Origin of the sequence: Idiomarina sp. OXR-189 (assembly GCF_034373425.1) — a bacterium.
Classification (GTDB): domain Bacteria; phylum Pseudomonadota; class Gammaproteobacteria; order Enterobacterales; family Alteromonadaceae; genus Idiomarina; species Idiomarina zobellii.
The window spans coordinates 640,203-667,190 of sequence record NZ_CP139706.1 but is presented as its reverse complement, the minus strand read 5'-3'; the positions used below and the strand labels follow the sequence as shown (position 1 = coordinate 667,190).

The window sequence follows — 26,988 nt, the reverse complement described above, 5'->3', positions numbered from 1 at the left end:
TATTGCCTACATTAGTAGGGATAAACTTATTCAGTTGGAGGCTATATGTCAGCACATTCCATGTCATCACTTACCAAAAGCGATTGTTTCATCGAGGGTCACTGGGTACCGACAGAAAAACGTTTCAATGTTACTAACCCGGCAACCGGCGAGGTGTTGGCCGAAGTAGCCGATGCCGATGACGAACTTACACAGCGCGCTATTAACGTCGCCGAGACCGCCCTGGCGAAATGGCGCAAGAAAACCGCCCGCGAACGCGCCGTTCTTTTGCGCAAGTGGTATCAGTCTATGATGGACAACAAGCAGGCACTGGGCGAATTGATGAGTGCCGAGCAAGGTAAACCGATTCCTGAAGCGGTTGGCGAAGTCGAATATGGCGCCAGCTTTGTTGACTGGTTTGCCGGCGAAGCCGAACGCATAAACGGCGATATTCTGCCGCTAACTGACAGTAGTAAGCGCGTATTGGTAACAAAAGAGCCTGTCGGTGTCTGTGCAGCAATTACACCGTGGAACTTCCCGAATGCGATGATCACTCGCAAAATTGCACCAGCACTAGCTGCAGGTTGTACTATTGTTGTTAAGCCGCCGCAATTAACACCACTTTCAAGCCTGGCTTTAGCGCAGCTCGCCAGCGAAGTTGGTATACCGGACGGTGTTATTAATATCATTCCAACCAGCGATGCAAAAACTGTAGGTAAGCGTTTGGCAACTTCACCACAGGTTCGTAAGCTGTCATTCACCGGCTCTACCGGTGTTGGCAAAATTCTTATGCAGCAATGCTCGGAGCACGTATCAAAAGTATCATTAGAGCTTGGTGGTAACGCACCGTTTCTGGTGTTTGACGATGCCGACATTGAGCAAGCAGCCGAGCAACTTATTGCCTGTAAATTCCGCAACGGCGGACAAACCTGCGTTTCGGCAAACCGCGTATTAGTTCAGGAAAGTGTTGCCGAGAAATTCACTCAGGCTATTGTCAGCAAAGTCAAAGCCCTTAAAGTCGGCCCCGGCACTGAGGAAGGCGTCGACTTAGGCCCGCTTATTGATCAGGACGCCGTCGACAAAGTTCAGCGTCTGGTACTGTCTGCGAAGTCAGACGGCGCAACGATTGAGGCCGGCGGCTCAGTCATGACCGAACTGGGCGACTTATTCTACGCGCCAACGGTGGTTTCGGGTGTTACTGACGATATGGACATTACCAAAGAAGAGATTTTTGGCCCTGTAATTGCCATTAATACCTTTGAAACCGAAGAAGAAGGTATTAAGAAAGCCAATGACACCCCGTTTGGGCTTGCCTCTTACTTTGCCGCAAAAGACACGTCTCGTATTTTCCGAGTGAGTGAAGCACTTGAATACGGCATGGTAGGCGTTAATACCGGCGGTATTTCGCATGCTTACAATCCATTTGGCGGCATTAAAGAGTCCGGTATTGGACGTGAAGGGTCAAAATACGGTATTGATGAATACTTAGAATTGAAAACCGTAACCCTCGGCGGACTTGAATGAACCCACAACTTAAAACGTTAGAGCAACTTCAACACACCTTTGACAGCGGGCTTACACGTCCGCTGTCTTGGCGTCAGCAGCAGTTAAAACAGCTCGCCCGTTTTTTAGAAGACCACGAAAAGGACTTGCTGGACGCACTGCAGCAAGATTTAGGAAAGTGCCCCAGCGAGTCTCAACTGACTGAAATTCAGTTTTTAAAAACAGACATAAAGCATAGCCTCAAAGCACTCACTGGCTGGGTTAAACCGCGCAAAGTAAGTAACCCAATGCTTGCCTGGCCTGCCAAGAGTGTAATAGTGCCAGAGCCCTTAGGAAGCGTATTAGTCTTAGGAGCCTGGAATTACCCTGTTCAGCTAACCCTGGCGCCGGTTATTGCGGCCGTTGCTGCAGGTAACTGTGCACTGATTAAGCCATCAGAGCATGCTGAGGCAACCGCAAAAGTTTTTGAGAAACACCTGGTAAATTACCTGGACAGCGCAGCCTTTAAAGTCATTACTGGCGGCGTTGAAGTTTCTCAACAGCTGACCGAATTGCCGTTTGACCATATTTTTTACACCGGCGGCCCGCAAGCAGCCAAAGCCATTATGGCTGCGGCAGCTAAAAACCTGACACCTGTGACACTTGAGCTTGGCGGCAAAAGTCCTGCCGTTGTATTAAGCGACGCCGATATTACCGTAACGGCTCGCCGCATTGTCTGGGGCAAATACCTTAACGCTGGGCAAACCTGTATCGCGCCAGACTATTTGCTGGTTGAGGAGTCAATGAAAGATCGTTTAATTGACGCATTACGCGAGCAAATTGCGCAATTTTATGGGGATGATCCTCAGCAATCGAATGACTTTGGCCGTATTATTCACGAGCAACACTGGCAACGACTGACACAGATGCTGGACAGTGAAAACGTCGTTATTGGTGGAGATTTTGACAAGCGTGAGCGTTATATCGCACCAACAGTTATCGATGGAGTATCTGGTGACAGTCTGCTAATGCAGGAAGAAATATTTGGTCCGCTATTGCCGGTGATGAGCATGAAGTCAGCTTCTGAAGCTATTGAGTTTATCAACACCAAGCCTAAACCTTTGGCGCTTTATGTGTTTTCAAAAGATAAGCGAACGCTGAAACAGTTTACTCAACGAGTGTCCGCTGGCAATGTTTGCTACAACGACACCCTGATGTTTATGCTCAACGACAGACTGCCGTTTGGTGGTGTTGGGCAAAGTGGTATGGGTCGTTATCACGGAAAGTGGGGCTTTGATACTTTTAGTCATTTAAAACCCGTCATGACCCGCAGCTTCAGCTTCGACGTGGCATTGCGTTACCCTCCTTACAGCAAATTAAAAGACAAAGTCTTATCTTGGTTTGCTGGTTAACCTTGAAATTGGCGTTTAGCGTCAGCATATCCTGCGTTAAGACACGAATAAACTGACACAGGAGAACGGGCGCAAATGTCACAGTCCAACATTATTGATGTCACCCTGCAGAACTTTCAGCAGGTGCTCTTAGAAGGCTCAAAAGAGAAACTGGTTATTATCGACTTTTGGGCTGACTGGTGCGAGCCATGTAAGCAGCTCATGCCAGTGTTGGAAAAGTTGGCGGGCGAATACAGCGACCAGGTTATCCTGGCTAAAATAAACTGTGACGATCAACAAGAGTTGGCCATGCAGTTTGGTATCCGTAGCCTTCCAACTGTGGCTTTCTTCAAAAACGGTGAGCCGGTCGATAGCTTTGGTGGTGTTAAAACCGAAGGCGAAATTCGGGAAATATTGAGCAAACACCTACCCAGCCCGTCAGATAACCTGATTCAACAGGCACAAGTAGCCATGGGTGAAGGCGATGCAAACAAAGCCTATACCTTGGCTAAGCAAGCCTATGACCTCGACAATACCGATATGGCAGCCGTTAAGTTGCTCGCTGAAGCGGCGGTCGACGCCGGTCGATTAGACCAGGCGAAAGAGCTTGTCGCTGCAATTCCTATGGTTGAGCAAGACAGTGACTATCAGCGCATTAAAGGCAAGCTAGAATTAGCGGAAGACGCTGCCGACTCTCCGGAACTTCGCGCTTTGCAGGATCAAGCCGAGCAAAACCCAGATGACTTATCGCTGAAATTACAATTAGCCTTAAAGTTTCATGAAGCGAACCGCGATGAGGAAGCTCTGCAACTGGTGTTTACCGTGTTAACGAAAGACGTCAATTTTGAAGGTGCGAAAAAATACGCACTGGACATTATTAATTCGTTACCCGATGGTGATCCGCTCGCAGCGACCTATCGTAGAAAACTCTACAGCATGATGTATTAGGCTGTTCACTAGCAACGATCTTGGCCGGCTCCCTCAGCCGGCCCTTTTTTTGGTACTAACTGACTAACCCCATGCAGCAAATTTATCAGAGCCAGGTTAACTCCGGAAAACTGAACGAAGACTCATTTCAACGCGAAGCGGTCACCGCATTGCAGCAGCGTCTTGATGCTATTCGGAAGAACAGCCAGGCGCCCATAAAAAGCTTGTACTTCTACGGCCCTGTCGGTCGCGGAAAAACCATGCTAATGGATATGTTTTCCGAACAGCTACGCTCACTTTCAACAGCCAATTCATCGTTTATAAGGCTGCACTACCACCACTTTATGGCCAGAGTTCATGATGCACTTAATGGTTTGCAGGGCGAGGAAAACCCAATGCAACAAGTTGCAAAAGAGTGGGCCAACGAATATTCGATTATCTGCCTGGACGAATTTTTTGTAGAAGACATTGGCGACGCCATGATTCTGGCTCGCCTTTGGGAAAGCTTGTTTGCTGAGGGCGTGACATTAATTACAACGTCTAACGCGCCTCCTGCCGAACTGTATAAAGACGGCTTGGCTCGACACCGCTTTGAACCGACTATTGAGCTTTTAAACAGTCAGTGCGAACTCATTGACTTAGGTTTTGGCACTGATTACCGGCGAATTAACCATACTGACATGCCGCTTTATCTTATTGAGGGACAACCTGAAGAATTAAAAACTCTGGCCGAGACGCGCTTTGGCACGGTAAAGCCAGCCGAAAGCGTTTCAATAATGAACCGAAGTATCCCTTGCTTGTGGGGCAATAAAAAAATAATTGGCTTTGACTTCATGAGCTTATGCTCTGGCCCCAGAAGCCAGCGCGACTACATGGAACTGGCCGATAAATATTCCGCCATAGCCGTTCAAAATGTGCCTGCCTTTACCTACGTTCCCGACAAAGAGCTGGTGCATGGCGTCGAAGAAACCTACCAGCGGGAACACGACGCAAAATTTATCAGCAAATTCGATAATGAAGCTCGTCGTTTTATCGCACTCGTTGACGAATGCTACGACCGGGGCTGCGTATTGCTTATAACCGCAGAAGTCAGTGTTGAACAACTGTATCAGGCACGACAGCTTGCCTTCCCATTCAGGCGCTGTGTGTCGCGTCTTTTCGAAATGCAGCATTGGTAGGGGAAACACGCTGGTAAAAAGACGCCAATCTGTTCCAGAGAGTAGAATTCCCTGTATTTACCAGCGTGTTAAAACAGAGTTAGAAAAAGGTTACATGAGTTTTAACATTTTCCAATATCGCATTTGTAATGGATGTTAATAATTTTTTTTGGCGTTCAGGTCGGACTTGCCAATATTCACGACGTATTCACTCACCCGCTGCTTGCCGTTAACGTTACCCCTTGCTAGGATTGCTGGAATTTAATAAATGATGCTTAACAAGCACCTCAAGATAATAACGATAATAAGAAGGTCAGAATGAGCGAACAACGCGATCAATTCAGCTCTAAAATTGGATTTATACTAGCCGCGGCAGGCTCTGCTGTTGGCATCGGCAACTTAGTCGGCTTCCCTGTCGCTGCGACAAAAAACGGTGGCGGCGCATTTCTTATTATTTATGCTTTGTTCGTTGCCTTTATTTGTGTCCCGGTCATGCTCGCAGAAATGGGTCTTGGCCGCAGAGCTCAAAAAAGCCCACTAGGGTCCTATCAGGCATTATCACCAGACAATAAAGGCTGGCATATAGCAGGGCTACTGGCCGTTATTACGCCCTTTATGATTGCCGTATTCTATATGGTCATTACCGTATGGATATTCGGCTATTTATGGCACTCAGTAACCGGCAACCTGGCGATGTTAGCCGACCCGGAATACTTCGGGCAGTTTGTGAATGATTACGGTTTTGTTGGCTTCCTGGTGGCAGTTACCGTCATTATTAACGTGATTCTGGTAGGAGGCGTTCGCAAAGGCATCGAAAAAGCCGCCAAGTTCCTGATGCCAGCTCTTTTTATTATGCTGGTATTGCTGGTCATTTTCGTTTTATCACTGGACAACGCAGCATTGGGTGTTGAGTTTTACTTGGTCCCTGACTTCTCAAAAATTGACGGCTCCGTTATCAATGGTGCACTGGCACAAGCTTTCTTCTCATTATCTCTGGGTATGGGTATTCTGATTACTTACGGCTCTTATTTCAGCCGCCGCGACGATATTGTAACCTCAGGAAAGTTAGTTGCACTCACCGATACCGCTGTAGCATTTACCGCCGGCTTAATGACTCTGCCCGCTATTTTTGCGATAAACCCGAACACCAACCCGGACACGCTGAGCGACTCTTCAGTCAGTATGATTTTCTCCTTCTTCCCACAAATTTTTGTGGCATTAGAAGGTGTTGTCGGGTATTTCGGTGCTAGCTTAGCCGCGACTGTCTTCTTTTTGCTGACGTTTATTGCAGCTATTACGTCACTGGTATCGATACTGGAAGTACCAACGGCAGCCATTATTGAAAAAGCAAAGTTCAGCCGGAAAAAGACTCTGCTGGTTATGGGTTTTGCCGTTACAGTTCTCACACTCATAGCCGCAACCTCGTTTGGCTTCGTACCAGCATTTACTGAGTTCACATCATACGCCGGGCAAACAAAGTCGGTGTTTGACGTTATTTACGACGTATTTTATGACACCATATTGCCGTTAAATGGTCTGCTTATCTGCTTGTTTGTGACTCTACACTGGCGCAGAAAAGGGTTAGAAGACGAGCTGTCAGAAGGCAACCCGAATTATAGAAATACACTACTAGCCAAATATGTGCGTATTTCTATCAGCACCTTTATTCCGTTAATTCTGGCGGTGGTATTCATTAATACAGTACTGACAAAATTTGTCGGGTTTTCACTATTTTAATGGCAGAGTGTTGTAAGTAATGGAACGTGGCAGTTTTCGACAGCTAAAACTGCTGCAAACAGCGAGTCAATGGCAGCAAGCCTGCCAGACTCGCTCTTTTCAAAGTCTTCTTCTCTCCCCAGAGGATCCAGATGCTGATGCACACCTCAACCGATACAGAGACTACCTGGGTCATGAATTTGAAAGCGTCCTTCTCGATTGTCAGGCGGGCTTAAATGCCGATGCGATTTGTGCGCTGTGCGGCACTATCGTTGGTGGCGGAGAGTTAATCATTCTTTTGCCCAGTGACAATTCCGCTATGGTCGAACGGCTTCAGCGCTTTGCGAGTCAGTATTTTAGTAATAATGCACTGCCTGCGAACGCTTCTAAAAGTTTTAAAAAAGCCCAGACAGAACATCAGGTACTGACAGAAGCGCTGACCGGCGAGTTTATCAGTGGAACGTCTCCGCACACGCACATCCTTATTGCTGAACGAGGCCGGGGGAAAAGCACTCTGCTCGGTAAAGCATTAGCCGAAGTGAGTGCAACCTGCGCTGAAACTGAAATCATTGTTACTGCACCGAGAAAAGCCAATGCTCAGGTTTTACTGAAGCAAGCGCCAACCGCCACCTTTAAGGCCTGGGATAAGCTACTGGAACAACCCGGGGACTCGACTAAGCAGTTGATTATCGATGAAGCTGCCGGCATTCCTTTATGGGCTACCGAAAAGCTCTGCCAAAAGTTCACACCGTGGTTATTAGCCACTACGGTTTCGGGCTACGAGGGCTGCGGCCGAGGCTTTGCCATACACTTTCAGCAATGGGCAGAAAAACACTTGCCTAAAGTTAAGAACCATCGTTTATCAGTACCAATGCGGTGGCCTGAAAATGACCCTTTAGAGCATTGGTTAACTGACACGTTTCTAATGGATGAAACCGCCACTGCCTTAACACGAGAGTTGGCTGACGGGCAGTTTATTGAACATGCTTTGCAACTGCAGGAAAACACCTTACGTCAATGCTTCCAGCTGCTCTTAAATGCTCATTACCAAAGCAGCCCTAATGACCTTAATTTGCTACTGAGTGACCCGTTACATCGGCTGGCTTACACTCGCCAGAACGGAGAAGTAGTTGCTGTTGCCTGGCTTATTGAAGAAGGCCCTGTTCCAAAAGAGCTGCACACACCTATTTTACAGGGTAAACGACGCCCTAAAGGAAACCTGCTGCCACAAGCCATTGGCTATTTTTTACAACAGCCCTGGGCTCTAAGCGCGTCCTGGCTGAGAGTTGCTCGTATCGCTGTGCCTGCCGGCCTCCGTCATCAGGGATATGCCTCTGAGTTGCTCGGCTTTATTCAGCAACACCCTAGTTACAAACATATTAATAAAACAGGCACCAGCTTTGCGTGGGAGCCCGGAGTTGCGAAGTTTTGGGAAGCTAATGGTTTTGTACCATGGCGTACCAGCCACCGACTCGACAGTGTATCGGCACGCCCCGCCGCTATTTATGTCAGAGCCGACAGTATGGGTGATGACCCAAGCTCAAACACCTCTCTTACTGACGATATTAGTCGGTGGGCAAAGGCTGAACAGAATTGGCTTATAAACGCTCACTCTGAGATACCAGAAAACCTTATCACTAACCCTCTCCCCCATTTGTTGGTGAAGGCTTACGTGAACGAGCGCATTCCATTTGACGCAGCCCACTTTGCCTTGGCTGTTTACTACCAAAATAAACACCCGGCCGACGAACTGACTCAATATTTGAGCCGGCCATCATGCTCTCTGAAACAGCTAGCCCAGCTCTATGGTTGCGCCTCGAAACAACAAGCGAACGTAAAACTGCGTAAAGATACCGCTCCGCTTGTCTAATGTGACTTGTTGTTTTCACCACAACTTTCTATGATCAAGTCAGTCTTAACAAAGGGGAAGGCAATGACTCGTTATTCATCAATCCGTGTATTACTGGCTACGCTCTCTGGCGCTCTTATTCTAAGCGCATGCAGCTCTCAGCCAAAGCCTCAGCAGCAGTCGCCTTATGGGTTTCCGCAAACCAAAACGGTTGACCAAACAGACAACTATCACGGCACCACTGTTGCTGACCCATACCGCTGGCTGGAGGACCTCCGCTCAAAAGAGGTTTCCCAGTGGGTCAATAGTCAAAACGAGTTCTCAACACCTTATTTGCAGAAACTTCCCGCCTACAATGACCTGAAGCAACGATTAACCGAGCTTTGGAACTACAAAAAAATAGGCACGCCATTTCAATACGCGAATCGATACTTTTACTTTGCTAACGACGGTCTGCAAAGCCAGGACATTCTCTACACAATGACGGACTTAGAGAGCGCCCCGGAAGTATTAATTGACCCGAATAAACTCAGCGAAGACGGCACGTTATCACTAGCCAGAATACAAGTGTCCCCTAACGCAAAGTATATCGCTTACGCGGTTTCAGAAAAGGGTAGCGACTGGACTGAAATTCACATTAAAAACATTGAGTCTGGCAAGACTTTGTCCGATAAAATAAGTGGCGTTAAATTCTCCAATATCGCTTGGTTGCCAAACGAAAACGGCTTCTATTACAGCCGCTATCCTCAAAATGCTAATGGAAAATACGACGACTCAAAGCCAGTGAGTGTTTACTTTCACAGCTTGGGCCGCTCTCAAAGTGATGACGAATTGATCTTCGCGTTACAGAATCAACCTAGCTGGAACCCATATCCGGAGGTGACTCACGATGGTCGCTATTTATTAGTCAATGTGTCTTCCGGGTATGATGCTAACGCGGTTTTCAGCCGCCCATTAGCCGAGGACAGTGAGCCTTTTACCGGGCTATTGACCAAGTGGGATGGACAGTATGACTATGTAACCAGTCATGACGATAAGCTATATTTCCGGACTACCGCCCAGGCTCCAAGAGGCCGAGTCATCGCCGTCGATATGAACAACTCCGGTGATAACAACTGGTCTGAAATAATTCCTGAAAGTACACATACATTGACCTCAATGTCCGCGGTCAACGGCCAACTCTTTGCTCACTATTTGCAAAATGCACATTCTCGTGTTGGCATTTTTAACTATAAAGGACAGTTACTACAAGAGCTTGCTCTGCCCGGTATCGGCACCGTCTCAGGCTTTAACGGGTCACCGTCAGCTAAAGACACTTTCTTCAGTTTTTCAGGTTTTACCGAACCTGGAAAAATTTACCGATACCAAGTAGAGCAACAGCGCACAACGTTATGGCAGGAAGTCGAATTTCCGGCCGAACTTGAGTCATACGAAACGCATCAAGTGGTCTACGAGAGTAAAGACAGCACAGAAATCCCTATGTTTCTGGTGCACTCTCAAGACGTGGAACTGGACGGAAGTAACCCCACGCTGCTGTATGGTTATGGTGGTTTTAATATCTCTTTAACGCCCGAATTTAAAGCCGACCGTATTGCCTGGTTAGAAATGGGCGGAGTGCTGGCAATACCTAACTTGCGAGGCGGTGGCGAATTTGGCGAAACATGGCATCAGGCTGGCACAAAAGCTAACAAGCAAAGGGTATTTGATGACTTTATCGCCGCCGCAGAGTGGCTAATTAAGAACAACTATACCAACAAAGACCAGCTCGCTATCCATGGCCGCAGTAATGGAGGGTTATTGGTAGGCGCTACTCTGACACAACGACCAGAGTTATTCGCCGCAGCCGTACCAGCTGTTGGCGTATTGGACATGCTGCGTTATCACTTGCCCAATGCAAACGCACGCGGCTGGAGCAGTGAGTTTGGTCTGAGTGAAAACGCCGATGAGTTCACTGCTTTATATGAGTACTCTCCGGTTCATAACACGAAACAAGGCACTTGCTACCCAGCTACCCTCGTCACCACCGCGAATAACGACAACCGAGTCGCTCCATGGCACAGCTATAAGTTTGCGGCGGCACTTCAGGAGGACCAAGGGTGCAATAATCCAATACTTCTCAATGTTGAAACTCGTGCAGGTCATGGTGCAGGCACACCTACGTGGATGAAAATTGAATCAGCCGCTGAGAAGTGGGCTTTTTTAAACGAACAACTCGGCATCAATAAAGAACAGAGAAGCTCTGCTTCTCAATGATGATTTTCAAAAAATGTGCTATCTTTCGCGGCAATCTTATTCGTAAAATAAGTCCGTTAACGATTTCTGTGAAGGATAGCATTCATGTCTAAAGTTCTTATTATTGGCGCTGGCGGTGTTGCTGGTGTTGTTGTTCAAAAATGTGCGAAATTACCGGAAGTTTTTTCTGAAATACACTTAGCCAGCCGCACCTTGTCAAAGTGTCAGGCACTTCAGGAAAAAGCAGGCAAAGATCGCGTTGTTGGCGTGTATCAAGTTGATGCTGATGACGCAGCAGAAGTCGCCGAGCTTATTCGCGGCATTAACCCGTCGCTGGTTATTAATGTTGCCCTGCCTTACCAGGACTTGCCAATTATGGATGCGTGCTTAGAAACAGGCGTTCACTACTTAGATACCGCCAACTACGAGCCTAAAGACGAAGCAAAATTCGAATACTCGTGGCAGTGGGCGTATCAGGACAAATTTAAAGAAAAAGGCTTAATGGCGCTTTTAGGTGCTGGCTTTGATCCGGGCGTAACCAACGTATTTACCGCTTACGCCGCCAAGCATTACTTCGACGAAGTGCATTACTTAGACATTGTTGACTGCAACGGTGGTGATCACGGTCAGGCCTTTGCAACTAACTTTAACCCGGAAATTAACATCCGCGAAATTACTCAACGCGGCAAATACTGGGAAAATGGTGAGTGGCACGAAACAGACCCTATCAGTGTTCGTAAAGACTTAGACTACCCAAATGTTGGCGTGCGTCCTTCGTACTTGCTGTTCCACGAAGAGTTAGAGTCTCTGGTTAAACACTTCCCAACTATTAAGCGTGCGCGCTTCTGGATGACCTTCGGTGACCAATACCTGACGCATTTGCGTGTATTAGAAAACGTAGGCATGACCTCTATTGAACCTGTTGAGTTTGAAGGCAAGAAAATTGTGCCTCTGGAGTTTCTGAAAGCTGTATTGCCAAACCCTGGTTCATTAGCGGAAGGTTACACCGGCAAAACCTGTATCGGTACCTACGTTACCGGCATGAAAGACGGTAAAGAAAAGACCATCTTCATCTACAACAACTGTGACCACGCTGAAACCAATAAAGAAGTTGGCGCACAGGCTGTATCCTACACAACGGGCGTGCCTGCCATGATAGCAGCTTCATTAATGCTGCAAGGCGAGTGGATGAAACCCGGCGTATGGAATATGGAGCAGTTTGACCCGGATGAGTTCATGAACCGTCTGAATCAATACGGTTTACCATGGCACGTTCAAGAATGCGACAAGCCGTTTGAGAAGTAAGTGAGTCACTGATGAGCCATTATTTATCGCCGGATATTCCGTCGCCATGCTACGTGCTGGATGAGAAATTGCTACGCCGCAACCTCGAACTTATGCAATACGTTCAGGAAAAAAGCGGCGCAGATATTATTCTTGCACTGAAAGGCTACTCAATGTGGTCCGCGTTTCCGCTGATTAAGCAATATTTGAAAGGCTGTACAGCCAGCTCGGTATGGGAAGCCAAACTGGCCGCCTATGAGTTTGGTCGTGAAGTGCACGCTTATGCGCCGGCATACAAACAAGCCGATATTGATGAGCTCCTGCCATTAGTAAACCACTTGTCCTTTAATAGCGTGACGCAATGGCAGCGCTACCATGAACAAGTAGCTGAAGCTGGCGTTTCTATTGGCTTACGTATAAACCCGGAGCACCAGGAGGCAGACACTGAGCTGTACGATCCCAGTGCACCGGGATCACGCTTAGGAATTAGAGCCAGCGAGCTTAGCCAGCATGATTTAACGGGGGTTGAGGGCTTACACGTTCACAACTTGTGCGAGTGTGACTCTTTCGCTTTAGAACGTACGCTGGAAGCTGTAGAAAGCCGCTTCGGCGAACAGTTGAAACAGGTTAAATGGCTTAATTTAGGTGGTGGTCATTTAATGACTCGCGAAGGGTACGATGTCGAACACCTCATAAGCCAACTTAAACGCCTACGTGAGACCTATGACCTTCAGGTAATTCTGGAGCCGGGCTCTGCGGTTGCTTGGCAAACCGGTCCGTTAGTTTGCGAAGTGGTGGATATTGTTGACAACAATGGTCCTATCGCCTTGCTTGATATCTCAGCAACGGCTCATATGCCTGACGTATTAGAGATGCCTTATCGGCCAGCAATTACTGATGCCGGGCTGCCGGGAGAAAAAGCCTTCAGTTATCGCTTAGGGGGTAATAGTTGCCTGGCCGGTGATGTCATTGGTGAATACAGCTTTGATCAAGCATTGGCCGTTGGTGACCGCCTCATATTTGAAGACATGATGCATTACACCATGGTGAAAACGACATTTTTCAATGGTGTACAGCACCCGGCTATCGGAATACTGCATGAAGACGGGCGTTTTGACTGCATACGAGAGTTCAGTTACGAAGACTTTCGCAGTCGACTTTCATAGTCCTTAAGAAAACGTTAAAGCGGCCACTATTCCAGTGGCCGTTTTGCTTTTTCCACCACGGAAGGTGGCATGCGGTCTGACAGTTGCGCCAGTTGCTGCTGAATTTCCCGATGCTTACCAGAATCACCTGTTACTGAATTGTGCAGCCAATGGTAGGCATTTTCGTAGTCATAAGGGCTGCCATGATCATTCAGTAAAATACTGGCAAAACGCTGCTGAGCACGAAGGTTTCCTAAAGAAGCGGCCTCACGCAAGTATAAAATAGCGCGTTCAATATCCTGCTGTACGAGCCTTCCTTCATGATAGTAACGCCCCAGTTGCTCCAACGCCTCGACTAACCCCTGCTCTGCCGCTTTTTCCATATACAACAAACCAATTTTAGGGTCCCTGTCATAGCAAATACCCCATGCTTTCATATCGCCATAAAGAAATTGGTACGTCGGACGGCGTTCAAGCTCTGCCTGAGCCTCAATATCCTGGGCTAACTGACAACGGTCAACATCGCGAACCTGAGTAATGTGTTCATTTGTGGCAAACATTTCCACCAGCTCAGCATCAGAATATAGCTGAACCGCTTCTATGTCCTGAGACTTTGCAGGTAAGGCAAATAAGACACCGCTTAGTACGGCCGCGATTATCGCTGCTTTATGCCACGTCATGTTCTACTCCAGTACGCTTAATCAGTCACTACTGTTGGTTATCGGCACAAAGTCTCAAACCCTTAAAGGTTAAGTCATCAATGCGACAGATATTACCACTCAAATGGGAGGCCAGTTGTTCGCTGTCGCCGCCGGTGACAACAACAGTAAACGCCTCATCGTTAAATAACGAGGGAGAGAGTTTGGCCGCCTCGTAAACAACTCCAATTAAGCTAGCCTCAATGCCATGCAGCATGCCTTCGCGGGTACTGCCCCCGGGCTCTAGTCTTGCCTGAGCACTCTGCTCGATGGGCACGTTACCTAACTGCGCAGTGCCCTGTCCAAGCGCATTCAACATTAACTGCCGACCGGGTACTATCCAGCCACCCAAGTGTTGTCCGTCGCGGGTTAGCCAGTCCACAGTCAATGCCGTACCGGCATCAATAATAAGCGCATGCCCGGTAATCGCTTTATGACAGCCTAACAAAGCCAACCAACGGTCAGCGCCTAAAGCTTCAGGCTTCTCCCGGTACGCGTTCACCACCCCTAACTGAGTCGCGCGAGTACGTTGCCAGCGCACGTTAATTCCAAGTTCGGCCAGCGACTGATTCAATGTATCAACCACCTGCACAGACGCCACGCTCACCCCTAGAGCTTCTTTGGTGTCTTCGAGTTGTTCAGTATTAATAACACCCAGCAAAATATCCTTTAACGAGCGACTTAAATCATTCAACCAATGTTGATGCTCAATAGCCCCCAGCCACTGAATAGAGTCAGTATGCTTGTCCCACCAAGCGAACTTACACCGTGTGTTACCAGCGTCAATGAGTAGCATCTAATGTCCCTACTGTTGTAATCGTAAACTAATTTCACCGCCGAAGTAGCGCTTCACGCCGGTCTCGTCCTGCACCAGCAAGGCACCGTTTTCATCGATACCACGGCAGGTCCCGACACATTCGCGCTGCCCCATAACGAGACGTACCGGCTTATCGAGAAATTGGTCATAAGCACGCCAGCGTTCCTGGAATACACTGAGCCCTGCCGCATCATATTCCGACAAGCACGCAAGAACCGAATCTCTAACCCGTGCCGCTATCAGGTTGCGGGACATGATAGTGGGTATTTCACTGCTTATATCAGTCCATGCCTGGTCAATATGTTGCGCCACACTTTCCGGCATTTTCAGGTTAATCCCAATGCCAATAATGCTGTGCGCAGATCCGTCCGCCAGTGTTTCTAAGTCAACTAAAATACCAGACACTTTTTTGCCTTTTATATAGACATCATTCGGCCACTTTAGACCAACACCTTCAATTCCCAGGGACCCAAAACACTCGGCTAAGGCTACACCAACGGCCAGACTCAAGCCCATAGCACCGTGTATGCCCTCTGCCAGGGGCCAGTAAACACTAAAATATAAGTTACTTCCAAATGGCGATATCCAGCGCTTGCCGCGCCTTCCCCTGCCTGCTGTCTGAGCTTCTGCAAATACCGAGTACCCGGCCGCTAACTTTTGTTCCTGCGCCAGCAGTTTGAGCTCATCATTACTTGAGTCGACAACCGAATAAACCGCAAAATCAGGTTCGTTAGTGAAGTGCTCAGTGGCTTGTTTTATCTTTTCTTTGTCCAGCAGCTCTAGCTGCTGAGACAATTTGTACCCCTTGCCACTGACAGAGAATAACTCAAGGCCCAGTTCTTCAAGCTTATGAATGTGCTGATTCACCGCAGCTCGGGAAATATTCAACTGCTCACCCAACGACTGACCGGAATGAAACTCGCCATCCGATAGCTGCTGAATAAGCTGATCAAGTCGTTGTGACTGCTTCATGGCGTACGTCCCTTCTTATTTGAAGCATTTATAAGTTAATGAGCCCCTGAGCACCCACGAGACGAACTTCCGGCTCAAGCTCCACGCCCGTTACATCATACACACGGTCCTGTATCTCTTGTGCTAACGCCAATAGCTCAGCGCCCTGCGCCTGACCTTTATTAACCAGCACCAGAGCTTGCTTAGGGTTAACCCCAACATTGCCCACCGATAACGACTTTAAGCCCAGGTTGTCAATAAGCCACCCCGCTGCCAGCTTCACTGAGCTGTCAGAAACAGGATACGACACCACTCCCGGTAACTTTGATTCCAGCACTTTTAAATGCTCTATAGACACCACAGGATTCTTAAAGAAGCTTCCGGCATTCGGCGTCACCGTCGGGTCTGGTAACTTCTGGCGGCGAGTCTCAATGACTTTGTCGAAAATTGCCTGCGCAGTTACAGGTTCCGGAAGTTCATTTAATGGCGCGTAATGCGTCACTGGATGCCACTTTTTCGGCATTAGAAAACTGACTTCCGTGATAAACCAACGCCCCGGTGTTTGTTTGAAAACACTGTCACGATAACCAAATTCACAGTCCGAAGGCGTAAAATAAGCCCAATGGCGTTTTTCTACATCCCAGGCTGTCACCAGTTCAATAAACTGCGACACTTCCACGCCGTAAGCGCCAATATTCTGCACGGGTGCAGCACCGACAGACCCTGGTATCAAAGCCAGGTTTTCCAGCCCGTTAATATCCATTGAGCGCAACTGCGACACCAGTTCATGCCAGTTTTCCCCGCCAGCAACTGTTACCCTTGTGTATTCGGGCAACTCGTCAACCTGAACACCTTTCAGGGCGTTATGGATAACCGTCCCATGGAAGTCTTCAATAAACGCCGTATTACTGCCTTCGCCCAATAGATACCACGGCTCTTGCGGCTCTAGTGTCATAAGATTATCGGCGCTGGTCACCTCAACAAAGTCGCGACACTGTGACGGCAAACGAAATGTGTGTAAGTTCGATAAATCCCTCAAGCGAGGCCTCACGTTAATGCCAATTACTTTCGCATGCTAATATATTTCAAAAAGGCTTTTAACGCAGCCGGTTTTACGGGTTTTGGTAAAAACTGCAGGCCTAATTTTCGTGCGGATTGTTTCACCGCGTCATCACTCATGGCTGTCACTAACGCGGTGGGCACTTTACGCTGCCACTGTTCCCACAAAGTTTCAGCCAACGACAGGCCGTCCCCGTCGCCTAACTGATAATCAACCAGTATGCCGTGCGGCGGCTCATCAGGGGTGCTCTTAGCGTAATCAACCGCCTTAGCAAAACTATTGAAGGTTACCGCTTCGCAGTCCCATTTATTCAGCAATGCACTCACCGCATTCAGGTTTTCATTGTCGTCGTCCACAACCAATAAGCGTAATGACGCATTGGGTCCCTCATCGAGCTTACGTTTCGGTTTATCAATAACTTGAGCTGCATTGCCCAAAGGCACTCTAACCGAAAACCGCGAGCCTTTGCCTTCAACAGAGGTCACTTCCACGTCACAGCCCAGTTGCTCACCCATGCGCTGAGCTACACTTAAGCCTAATCCGACGCCTTCAACGTTCTGATTCTGAATACGGTAGAACGCATCAAAAACCTTATCTTGCTGTTGCGCGGCTATACCAGGGCCGGTATCCCAAACCGATATCTCCAGTTCATCGCCTTTTTTACGAACGCCCAATAAAACGCTGCCTTTTGGGGTGTACTTAATCGCATTAGAAAGGAAGTTTTGCACAATACGACGCAAGTACGTTGGGTCTGTTAACACCGGACGGTCAACATAAAAGGCTCTGAAATCCAAATATTTTTGATCGGCCAGCACCGCATACTCTTCCACCAACGGCTTCAAAACTGAGCTTAGTTGCACATGCCGGAATTTAGGCTGCAACGCTCCCTGGTCCATTTTGGCAATGGAAAGCAGTGTAGAAAGCAAATGTTCGGTTGAGCCAAGCGCCGTATCGAGCTTACCTAATAACTGCTGGTTTTTGTCAGACAGTTCTTTTTCATGTATCGCCGACAGATACAGGCGTGCAGCATTCAATGGCTGCAATATGTCGTGGCTGGCAAGTGCCAGAAAACGTGTTTTTGAGGCATTTGCGGCCTCGGCTTCCGCTTTGGCTTTCTTAAGTTCTTCTTCCACCTCGCGGCGTCGATCAATTTCCGCCGTTAACTCTTGGTTTATTTCTCGGATTTCTTGTGTGCGTACGTCGACGCGTTGTTCAAGGTCGATATTGGCATCTTCAAGCGCCTGCTGGGTTTCAACATGTTCAGTAATGTCCGTAAAGCTGGTCACAAAACCACCGGTTGGTAATGGGTTCCCAACCATTTCTATGACTCGACCGTCGGCACGGCGACGAATGAAACGATGTGCCGAGCCCATTTGCATATAGCGCAGTCGCTTATTAACCAGTTCATCGACGTCGCCTGGTCCGCATTCACCACGTTCGGCATTGTAGCGAATCAATGTCGCAATGGGCTGTCCCGGCTTTACCATGCCTTCAGGGTAGTCGAATAAGTCTAAATAGCGTTTATTCCAGGCAACCAACCTCAGGTCAGCGTCGACTACGCTAATACCCTGTGCCAGATTCTCAAGCGAACTAAACAAAATAGACTGCTGGGTTTGCAGTGCCTGTGTCGTGTCATCGAAAAAGTGCACCACTTCTTCTAAGTTAAGCTGTTTATCGCGTAATGCCGCATCGACCAACGAGCGCGCCGTTGCTGACCCAAGAACACCGGCAATGGCTCGCTCTACAAAACTAATAAAGGACTGGTCTGCCAGCTCTTCTGGCAATAACTCTTTATCTTCTGGCTGCTGAAAGTACTGCATGAGCTGTTGTGCACGTTGGCCACCTAAGAAGGTTTTCAGCAACAGCATCATATCTGCATTAGTTGCGTTATAGTCTTTATGCAGATGTTGCTGTTCCGGCAGTTGCGCTTTCGGTTTTACAAAAGCGGTTGCCTGAATGCGATCCACCAGTCTGGGTCGGGCCAACAACGAAAATGCGATAAAGCCAAACGCGTTCAGCGCCAGCGATACAACAGTGCCCCGGGTTATAATTTCAACGTCGGTGAGCTCGGGGTAAGAATACAGCGGAATTAGCACCGCTAGCACCCAACCAATAGACCCCGCACCAAGCCCCGCATAAACACCGCGAGCGTGCCCTTTTCGCCAATACAAAGCCCCCAGTAATGCCGGTAATAGCTGCAATACCAGCGAGAACGCCAGCAAGCCGATACTCACCAGGTTGGTTTGTGCCGCCCAGAAGTAGTAACAAAAGAACGACAGCACCATAGTAACGGCAATAGCGACTCGCCGAATGAGCAGTAGTGCCCGGTCATATTCCCGTTTACGCTGCTTTAACGGCAGCTTAGAGTCTCGTTGCAACAATACCGGCATGATAACGTCGTTGGTTATCATGGTACTTAACGTAACCGACGCAATAATCACCATGGCGGTAGCCGCAGAAATACCTCCGATAAAGATAATGAGCGACAACCACAGTTGGTCTTTAAGCAAAGGTAACTGCAATGAGAACGTTGAGCCGTCGCCGTTATTACCTAAGAAGAAACTGCCCGCAATGGCAATAGGAATAATAGCCGCAGCGGTCAGGCTAAGATAAAGAGGAAACCCCCAACGGGCAGTTTTTAAATGCCGAGTGTCGACGTTATCGACCACCGCCACATGAAACTGTCGGGGCAGACATAAAATCGCCCCCGCAGCCATTAGCGTTTGAACAATAAACTCAAACTCACCAAACTTGGCAAAAGACCACTGAGGAGCAGATACAGAAGTAAAGTTACTCAGTAACGACGGTGAAGGGTTCTCAGCAATAAGCGTCCAGGCAAACACTGCGGCAGCCATTAACGCCACCAGTTTTATCATCGACTCAACCGCAATAGCTAAAATCATGCCACTGCGATACTCAGTAACTTCCACGTGGCGTGTACCAAAGAGCATGGCAAATATGGCCATTAAAGCTGCTGCACCCAGCTCTTTAATTGAAAATTCAGACATGACACCGGTGCTCTCTGTCAGCACCGAAAAGCTCACACCCACCGCTTTTAGTTGCAAAGCGATATAAGGAATAATCGCAGTGGCAGCGATGGCTGTAACCGCAACGGCCAAACGCCTGCGTTTACCGAAACGAGATGAGATAAAATCGGCAATCGAGGTGATATTTTGCTGTTTACTGACCGAAACCAGTTTCTCTAAAACTCGAATGCCGAAGATAAAGAGTAAAATGGGCCCCAGTAGAATAGGGAAAAACGCCCAACCTTCGGTGGCAGCGTTACCCACAGCACCATAGTAAGTCCACGAAGTGCAATAAATAGCCAATGACATGGAGTAAACCATTGGCTTGTGGCTTATTTTATTCGCCCAGGAACCTAAACGGTCGCCCCAGGTCGCTACGGCAAACAGAAAAATGACATACGCCAGAGAGGCGAATACCAGCAACCAGGTCATAACTGTAGACGTTCAGCGACCAGTACGGCTTGAGTACGGCTGTAAACTCCGAGTTTACGGAATATGGCCGTGATGTGGGCTTTAACCGTCGCTTCAGTAATACTTAACTGATAAGCGATTTGTTTATTCAGAAGGCCTTCATGTAAAAAATGAAGTACGCGGTATTGCTGCGGTGTCAATTCAGACACTTTACGCGCCAACTCCTGGTCTTCGTCAGATATGACATCCAGGCGCTCGCGGGACTCTTTAGGCACCCAGGTTTCGCCTTGCAAAATGGTGTCTATCGCTTCTGCTATTTCCGCTGACGGCAATGACTTAGGAATAAACCCCAGCGCCCCAAAACCAATACATTTAGCAACAATTGACGCATCTTCACTGCCGGAAATGATAGCAACAGGCAATAACGGATAGTCTTCACGGACTCGAATAAGGCCATATAAATCACCGCTGCCGGGCATGTGCAAATCGAGCAGCAATAAGTCGACATCGTCGTCTTTGTTTAACGCCGCGAGTGTCGAGTCCAGGTCTTCGGCTTCGCGTAAGGTAAGCTCAGAAAAATGATTCGCGAGAGCGCCTTGCAGCGCCTCGCGAAACAGTGGGTGGTCATCTGCGATTAAAAATTTCGCCATGAGATTCCAAATTAAGTGACATTATTTATTCATTCGATTCTCTATCAATGAATCTACCACACTTGGATCAGCAAGCGTAGAGGTGTCACCCAGATTCTCATATTCATTGGCAGCAATCTTACGCAGAATACGACGCATGATTTTGCCCGAGCGAGTTTTCGGCAGCCCGGTTGTCCAATGAATGAGGTCAGGCGTCGCAATTGGGCTAAGTTCTGAACGCACCCAGTTACGCACTTCCTTAGTTAATTCATCGGTAACTTCCACACCTTCCACTGGGGTTATGTAGACATAAATACCCTGACCTTTTAAGTCGTGTGGATAACCCACAACCGCGGCTTCGGCCACTGACTTATGCGCTACCAATGCACTTTCAATTTCAGCGGTACCCAGGCGGTGTCCTGACACATTCAGAACGTCATCCATACGGCCGGTTATCCAATAGTAACCATCAGCGTCACGACGTGCGCCGTCGCCACTAAAGTAACGGTTTTTAAAGGTTGAGAAATAGGTTTGCTCGAAACGTTCGTGGTCACCCCACAAAGTCCGCATTTGTCCAGGCCAGGAGTCATTAATCACCAAACCACCTTCGGCTTCGCCTTCCTGCACATTGCCTTCACTGTCAACTAACGCAGGTTGAATACCAAAGAAAGGACGCGTTGCCGAGCCTGGTTTTAAATCGGTAGCACCCGGCAGTGGTGCAATTAAAATACCGCCGTTCTCGGTTTGCCACCAGGTATCCATAATTGGACATTTACCGTTACCAATAGCGCGGTGGTACCACTCCCAGGCTTCTGGGTTAATCGGTTCACCAACACTGCCCAAAATACGTAGGCTTTCGCGCGTCGAGGTTTTCGCTGCCTCGTCACCTTTTGCCATTAACGCACGAATTGCTGTTGGTGCCGTATAAAGAATATTTACTTTGTGTTTATCAACAATTTCACCAATACGACCAACGCCCGGGTAGGTAGGAACACCCTCAAACATCAGTGTGGTTGCACCGTTTGCCAGCGGCCCGTAAACAATGTACGAGTGACCAGTAATCCAGCCGACATCGGCTGCACACCAGTAAACATCGTCATCGTGATAGTCGAAGACATACTCATGCGTCATTGACGCATACACCATGTAACCACCGGTAGTATGCACAACCCCTTTCGGTTTTCCGGTCGAGCCGGACGTGTAAAGAATGAACAGCGGGTCTTCGGCGTTCATCACTTCTGCCTGGCATTCATCGCTGACATCGCCAATCAACTCATGCCACCAAACGTCACGACCTTCTGTCCATTCAACGTCACCTTCGGTAACACGACATACAATGCTGTGCTCTAATGAAGGACAAACGCCATCAGACAAGGCTTTATCCACATTGGCTTTCAAACCAATAGTGCTGCCGCCACGACGACCTTCGTCGGCGGTAATTATAGCCTTTGCCTGACAGTCGTTAATGCGGTCCGCAATAGCATTTGGTGAGAAACCGCCAAAGATAACGGTATGAACCGCGCCAATCCGGGCACAGGCCAACATCGCATAAGCCGCTTCCGGAACCATTGGCATGTAAATAGCGACCCGGTCACCTTTACCAATACCTAATTTTTTCAAGCCATTAGCAAAGCGAGATACCTCTTTATGTAACTCGCGGTAGGTGATGTGTTTGTCTACACTAGGGTCGTCGCCTTCCCAGATAATCGCTGTTTTATCGGCCTTATCAGCAAGGTGACGGTCGACACAGTTGTAACAGGCGTTTAGAGTGCCGTCTTCGTACCACTTAACACTGACTTTACCCGGTTCGAAACTGGTATTTTTAACTTTGGTGTAAGGTGTGAACCAAGTAATTCGCTGTCCGTGTTCACTCCAAAAACCTTCAGGATCGTCTACTGACTGTTGGTAAAGTTTCTTATAACCGTCATTATCGATTTTGGCTTTAGCTTTGATATGTTCAGGAACTGAATACAGTTGCGACATTACCTCTTCCTCCTTATTCGCAAGATGGTATCTGTTGTACGTTTTAAAGGGCTTAAACACTATTAGACCATAGTCTAGATTGATAAAAATTGACCAGTTAACGAGAATTAACAGCGTTTATCTTTGGCATAACAATAAAATGCACGATCAAAACGAACACTTGGCTTACAGGGGAGAACACCATGGCTAAAGCAAGTATCGCAAAGAAATTCACCGTATCAGCAGCAAGCGCTGCCGTACTCGGTGTTATGAGCTTAGGAGCTCAGGCAAACGAAACTGACATCGATTTTGGTGGTTTTGTTAAACTGGACATGATGGTATCGGACTACACCGATGGTCAGGCACCTTCAAGCGGCAGTATCGCTCGGCAACAGTATATTCCAAGCCTCACCCCTGTGGGTGGTGAAGGCGACGACATGGTCACCGATTTTCACGCACGTCAGTCGCGTTTTTTCCTTACCACCGACACTGAGTTAGATAATGGTGAAACGCTGACCGGCCATATCCAAATGGATTTTATGTTGACCCCTGACGGTGACCAACGTATTTCAAACTCTTATAGTCCGCGTCTACGTCACGCATTTTTAAAATATGGGAAATGGACTTTTGGTCAAACCTGGTCTAACTTTCAGGACCTAAACATTCTGGCTGAATCCGTCGACTTTATCGGCATCACCGATGGCATTATCTTCAACCGCCAGGCACAAATTCGTTACACCTCCGGTGGCTTTAGCGCCTCAATTGAAAACCCTGAAACCACAGTGACACCTGCTGGTGGGGGACGTATTGTTTCCAGTGATGGATTTATGCCAGATGTTACTTTTAAATATACCGGCAAGTCTGACAACCTGACCTGGCAGGCGTCTGCATTATTGCGTCAGCTCACTTATGACGTCACACAAACTGGTGACGATGAAACAACTTTCGGTTACGGTTTGAGCTTTGGTGCTAAATACACCTTTGGTATGGACGACATTCGTGCGTCTATTACAACCGGTTCGGGCTTAGGTCGCTATTTAGGTCTCAACACATGGAACGGCGCTTATATCGATGGTAACGGTGAGCTGGAAGCCATTGACTCAACCGGTATTTCTTTTGCTTACCGCCATTTCTGGACTGAGAAAGTTCGTTCAAACATCGTATATTCGCGTGGCTGGGCAGACAATGATGAAGAGCTGCTTGCACTCGCTGGTGACATGACTGAATACACACAGCGCCTCGCGTTTAACGTGATGTATTCACCAGCTTCCAACCTAACCTTTGGTGCGGAAATTTCACAAGCTAACCGTGAAACAGAAGCTAATGTAGACGGCGACTTAAACCGCCTACAGCTGATGGCAATGTATAAGTTTTAAACGATATTCCCAACCAAAAACGCCGGTAGCCACAAAAGGTTACCGGCGTTTTTTCTGTCTGGGCATTGTCTGCCCAAACAAGCTTTATTTCACAATATCAATTAACCGCTTACCAATGTCTGTGTTATCCATATACCCACGGAAATCTTCAGAGTAAGGTCCTTTAGCAAAAACCGGGACGTCTACTGCGGTGTGGCCACTGCCCGTCCAACCCGTACCGGTAATATCACCGGTAATATACACCAAAGCATCGTGTAGTGCGTCTTCACGCTCTTCACCTTCCTGCTCAGATGCAAGCGCCAGCTCGTCGATATAGTCCTGAGTCAGCTCGAAGTTCACTTTGTCAGCAACATACTCGGGCCATTTCTCAGCGTCCATGTCCAGAAGTTCACTGCGCATTGTCGCAATAGAGCTTTCAATAGCCATGACTCTGTCTGAATACCATGCGTACTCACCGTCACGCCCCAGAGTTAAACCGCCAGTAGAATGGTCAGCAGTCATCACCAGTAACGTATTGGGGTTATCTTGCATGAAGTCAGCAACAACCGTTAACGCTTTATTTAACGAGTCCATTTCATGCACCGCGCAAGCAATATCATTGGCATGACCACACCAGTCAATTTGGCTGCCTTCAATCATAAGCGCGAACGGTTTGTCGTCACCTGACAATAAACGCAGCGCAGTGCTGGTCATTTGTGCCAGCGAGTCTTTACCTTCATCAATTGCATGCGGCAGACCTTTTGGTGCAAACAAGCCCATAACCGGCGCCTGTTCAACTTGATCTAACATTTGCATGTCCTGAATAACCTTCAAGCCATGCTGCTCTAGCAGTTCGGCCCAGTTCTTGTCGTCACGAATAAAATACTGCTGACCACCGCCAAGCAAGACATCATAAGACGCTTCATCTTTTATATACTGCTGCGCCATAAGGTCAGCTATTTCGTTGTACTCGTAGCGAGACGGATGATGCGAGAAAAATGAAGCCGGCGTTGCATGGTTAATTTGCGAGGTCGATACGGAGCCTGTCATATAACCGCTATTTTTAGCGTACTCCATGACCGTTTTTAACGACGTTTTATCGTTATCTACGCCAATAGCGCCGTTATACGACTTTTCACCCGCTGACAAAGCGGTAGCGCCAGCTGCCGAATCCGTCACCCAGGTATCGTCTTCCGGATAAGTGGTTGCAGCACCGGTCAGGTAATGGTCAAACTGTGTTTCCGCAATCTCTTTGGTGTCTAAGTCAGACATTGCATAACGGTAAGCACTAATGAACTCAAAGCCCATACCATCACCAATAACATAAATAATATTGGGCTTCTGCTCTTCGGCCACCGCACCCGGTGCACTCAGCGCAAACCCGATGGCTGCGGCTGCTAAAGTTTTTTTCATACGACAACTCCGTTTAACTCTGTAACGCTCTTTGTATAGCCTGATTATACCAAGCCCTAAATGTCAGTGATATGACAACAAACCGCAATTTAATCGCGTCTCGCCGTGAATGAACCGTCGGCCAGTCGAACATCGACCGGTTCGCCACTAGCAACGTCATCCGCACGGCGCACAACCTCGCCATTATCTTTACGAACAATGGCGTAACCTCGCTCAAGCGTATTCAGCGGGCTGACCAGGTTCAATGACTGCATCAATTGCCCTTGTCGAGACTTTTTGTCTTTCAGTAAACGCGTCATGACTTGCGGCAAACGTTGCTGAAGCATTGTCAGCTGCTGTTGGTATTGTGCCAGTCGTTTTTCCGGATGTACGGATTGCAAGCGCCTGACTAAATGCGTGTGCTGCTGGCGCTGACGCATAAGTTGCTGAGTCAGCGCCCGACTCGCACGCGCCTGTAACTCGTCAGCCAGTTGCGACTGTTGTTGTAGCAGTCGTTGTGGATGCTGCTGTTGCAGGCGAGTCTGCAGAAATTGCCATTGTTGTTTGAGGCGTTGTATATGCCTTAACTGAGCCTGTTGCAGCCGCTGCATTAACGCCTGAGCACGCTGCAGTTGCTGTTGCTGGTCTCGCGTGACCAACTCTGCTGCAGCCGATGGTGTGGGTGCTCGCATATCGGCAACAAAGTCGGCAATGGTGAAATCGATTTCGTGACCGACCGCACTAATCACCGGCATCGGAGCGGTAGTCAGCAGCCGGGCAAAACCTTCATCGTTAAAACACCACAAGTCTTCCAGTGAGCCACCGCCGCGCGACACTAGCAGCACATCCACTTCATTACGCTCAAACGCCGTTTGCGCCATAGATTGAAGTTGAGCTACTGCGGCTTCTCCCTGAACCGACGTCGGATAGATAATCACTTCAACGCTGGGGTCCCGCCGTTTCATAACCGCTAATATGTCTTTTATTGCCGCCCCGGTTGGTGAGGTCAGCACACCCACTTTGCGAATGTGCTCCGGTAATGGTCGTTTGCGATCGGCCGCGAATAGTCCTTCAGCACCGAGTTTTGCTTTCAATTGCTCGTAGCGCTGTTGTAATAAGCCCTGTCCGGCGTCTTCCAGGTGCTCGACAATTAGCTGATAGTCACCGCGCGGCTCGTACAAGGTCACTTTGGCTTTCACCAGGACTTGTGAACCGTTTTGCGGGCGCATAGCCGCTCGCTGATTGGCGCCTCGGAACATGGCGCAACGTACTTGTGAGCGTTCATCTTTCAGCGTGAAATACCAATGCCCAGAGCCCGGCGCGGCAAAATTAGAAATTTCACCCACCAGGCTTATTTGGCGAAAACCCTGCTCAAGTAACTGGCGGATTTCACCATTCAGCTGACTGACCGAGTAAACCATCGACATATTCGACCTCCATTCAATGCGCTGATACTACCACAGAATTCAAAACAATAATTTCGCATTTGGACGTCTAAATGTCTTGACGGCTTTATATCCATTTA

Annotated in this window: 19 protein-coding genes; 10 read left to right on the top strand and 9 right to left on the bottom strand. The window is 48.3% G+C overall.

The window, feature by feature from the left end:
* Positions 1-60: 60 nt before the first annotated feature.
* The 9 genes from UM402_RS03200 (at position 61) to nspC (ending at position 13,183) form a co-directional block, all read left to right on the top strand.
* The gene (locus UM402_RS03200; RefSeq protein WP_058576157.1) at positions 61-1,503 is read left to right on the top strand and encodes an NAD-dependent succinate-semialdehyde dehydrogenase; all 1,443 of its coding nucleotides are present in this window, start codon (positions 61-63) and stop codon (positions 1,501-1,503) included.
* Positions 1,500-2,873, top strand: a complete 1,374-nt coding sequence (locus UM402_RS03195; RefSeq protein WP_058576088.1) for an aldehyde dehydrogenase family protein — start codon at positions 1,500-1,502, stop codon at positions 2,871-2,873. The genes UM402_RS03200 and UM402_RS03195 overlap by 4 nt, the downstream gene beginning before the upstream one ends.
* A 75-nt stretch (positions 2,874-2,948) precedes the next feature.
* Positions 2,949-3,800 (top strand): thioredoxin, encoded by an 852-nt coding sequence (gene trxA, locus UM402_RS03190; RefSeq protein ID WP_058576087.1) that lies wholly within the window; start codon positions 2,949-2,951, stop codon positions 3,798-3,800.
* A 71-nt stretch (positions 3,801-3,871) separates the two neighbouring features.
* Entirely contained in the window at positions 3,872-4,957 is a 1,086-nt protein-coding gene (zapE, locus tag UM402_RS03185; RefSeq protein ID WP_058576086.1) for a cell division protein ZapE, read from the top strand.
* A 297-nt stretch (positions 4,958-5,254) separates the two neighbouring features.
* On the top strand, positions 5,255-6,673 hold the full coding sequence (locus tag UM402_RS03180) for a sodium-dependent transporter (protein ID WP_058576085.1): 1,419 nt from the start codon (positions 5,255-5,257) through the stop codon (positions 6,671-6,673).
* A gap of 19 nt (positions 6,674-6,692) precedes the next feature.
* Positions 6,693-8,522 carry a GNAT family N-acetyltransferase gene (locus UM402_RS03175; protein WP_058576084.1) on the top strand — a complete coding sequence of 610 codons (1,830 nt, stop codon included), beginning with the start codon at positions 6,693-6,695 and terminating at the stop codon, positions 8,520-8,522.
* A 63-nt stretch (positions 8,523-8,585) separates the two neighbouring features.
* Positions 8,586-10,754 (top strand): prolyl oligopeptidase family serine peptidase, encoded by a 2,169-nt coding sequence (locus tag UM402_RS03170; RefSeq protein ID WP_058576083.1) that lies wholly within the window; start codon positions 8,586-8,588, stop codon positions 10,752-10,754.
* 84 nt (positions 10,755-10,838) lie between these two features.
* Positions 10,839-12,038 carry a saccharopine dehydrogenase family protein gene (locus UM402_RS03165; protein ID WP_053953982.1) on the top strand — a complete coding sequence of 400 codons (1,200 nt, stop codon included), beginning with the start codon at positions 10,839-10,841 and terminating at the stop codon, positions 12,036-12,038.
* A gap of 11 nt (positions 12,039-12,049) precedes the next feature.
* Positions 12,050-13,183 carry a carboxynorspermidine decarboxylase gene (gene nspC / locus UM402_RS03160; RefSeq protein WP_058576082.1) on the top strand — a complete coding sequence of 378 codons (1,134 nt, stop codon included), beginning with the start codon at positions 12,050-12,052 and terminating at the stop codon, positions 13,181-13,183.
* A 26-nt stretch (positions 13,184-13,209) separates the two neighbouring features.
* Here the strand turns inward: nspC and UM402_RS03155 are convergent, their stop codons facing one another.
* From UM402_RS03155 to acs, 7 genes are read right to left on the bottom strand one after another with little or no spacing between them, the layout of a single operon-like run.
* The gene (locus tag UM402_RS03155) at positions 13,210-13,842 is read right to left on the bottom strand and encodes a tetratricopeptide repeat protein (protein ID WP_058576081.1); all 633 of its coding nucleotides are present in this window, start codon (positions 13,840-13,842) and stop codon (positions 13,210-13,212) included.
* A 28-nt stretch (positions 13,843-13,870) separates the two neighbouring features.
* The gene (locus UM402_RS03150; RefSeq protein WP_058576080.1) at positions 13,871-14,656 is read right to left on the bottom strand and encodes a type III pantothenate kinase; all 786 of its coding nucleotides are present in this window, start codon (positions 14,654-14,656) and stop codon (positions 13,871-13,873) included.
* Between the two features lie 9 nt (positions 14,657-14,665).
* Positions 14,666-15,649, bottom strand: a complete 984-nt coding sequence (gene birA, locus UM402_RS03145; protein ID WP_058576079.1) for a bifunctional biotin--[acetyl-CoA-carboxylase] ligase/biotin operon repressor BirA — start codon at positions 15,647-15,649, stop codon at positions 14,666-14,668.
* A gap of 28 nt (positions 15,650-15,677) precedes the next feature.
* Positions 15,678-16,667: a UDP-N-acetylmuramate dehydrogenase gene (gene murB / locus UM402_RS03140; protein ID WP_058576078.1), complete on the bottom strand. Its 990-nt coding sequence runs from the start codon at positions 16,665-16,667 to the stop codon at positions 15,678-15,680.
* A 23-nt stretch (positions 16,668-16,690) separates the two neighbouring features.
* Positions 16,691-20,146, bottom strand: coding sequence for a PAS-domain containing protein (locus UM402_RS03135; protein ID WP_058576077.1), 3,456 nt, complete (start codon positions 20,144-20,146; stop codon positions 16,691-16,693).
* On the bottom strand, positions 20,143-20,775 hold the full coding sequence (locus tag UM402_RS03130; RefSeq protein ID WP_058576076.1) for a response regulator transcription factor: 633 nt from the start codon (positions 20,773-20,775) through the stop codon (positions 20,143-20,145). The genes UM402_RS03135 and UM402_RS03130 overlap by 4 nt, the downstream gene beginning before the upstream one ends.
* Positions 20,776-20,796: 21 nt before the next feature.
* On the bottom strand, positions 20,797-22,737 hold the full coding sequence (gene acs, locus UM402_RS03125) for an acetate--CoA ligase (protein WP_058576075.1): 1,941 nt from the start codon (positions 22,735-22,737) through the stop codon (positions 20,797-20,799).
* A 182-nt stretch (positions 22,738-22,919) separates the two neighbouring features.
* On the opposite strand from acs, the gene UM402_RS03120 reads away from it, so the two are divergent.
* Positions 22,920-24,092, top strand: a complete 1,173-nt coding sequence (locus UM402_RS03120; protein ID WP_053953973.1) for a DcaP family trimeric outer membrane transporter — start codon at positions 22,920-22,922, stop codon at positions 24,090-24,092.
* 84 nt (positions 24,093-24,176) lie between these two features.
* On the opposite strand, the gene UM402_RS03115 is transcribed toward UM402_RS03120, so the two are convergent.
* Both UM402_RS03115 and xseA read right to left on the bottom strand, forming a co-directional pair.
* A complete protein-coding gene (locus UM402_RS03115) occupies positions 24,177-25,484 on the bottom strand; it encodes an alkaline phosphatase (protein ID WP_058576074.1) in 1,308 nt (435 codons plus the stop codon).
* 89 nt (positions 25,485-25,573) lie between these two features.
* Positions 25,574-26,884 (bottom strand): exodeoxyribonuclease VII large subunit, encoded by a 1,311-nt coding sequence (gene xseA / locus UM402_RS03110; RefSeq protein ID WP_058576156.1) that lies wholly within the window; start codon positions 26,882-26,884, stop codon positions 25,574-25,576.
* Between the last annotated feature and the right edge of the window lie 104 nt (positions 26,885-26,988).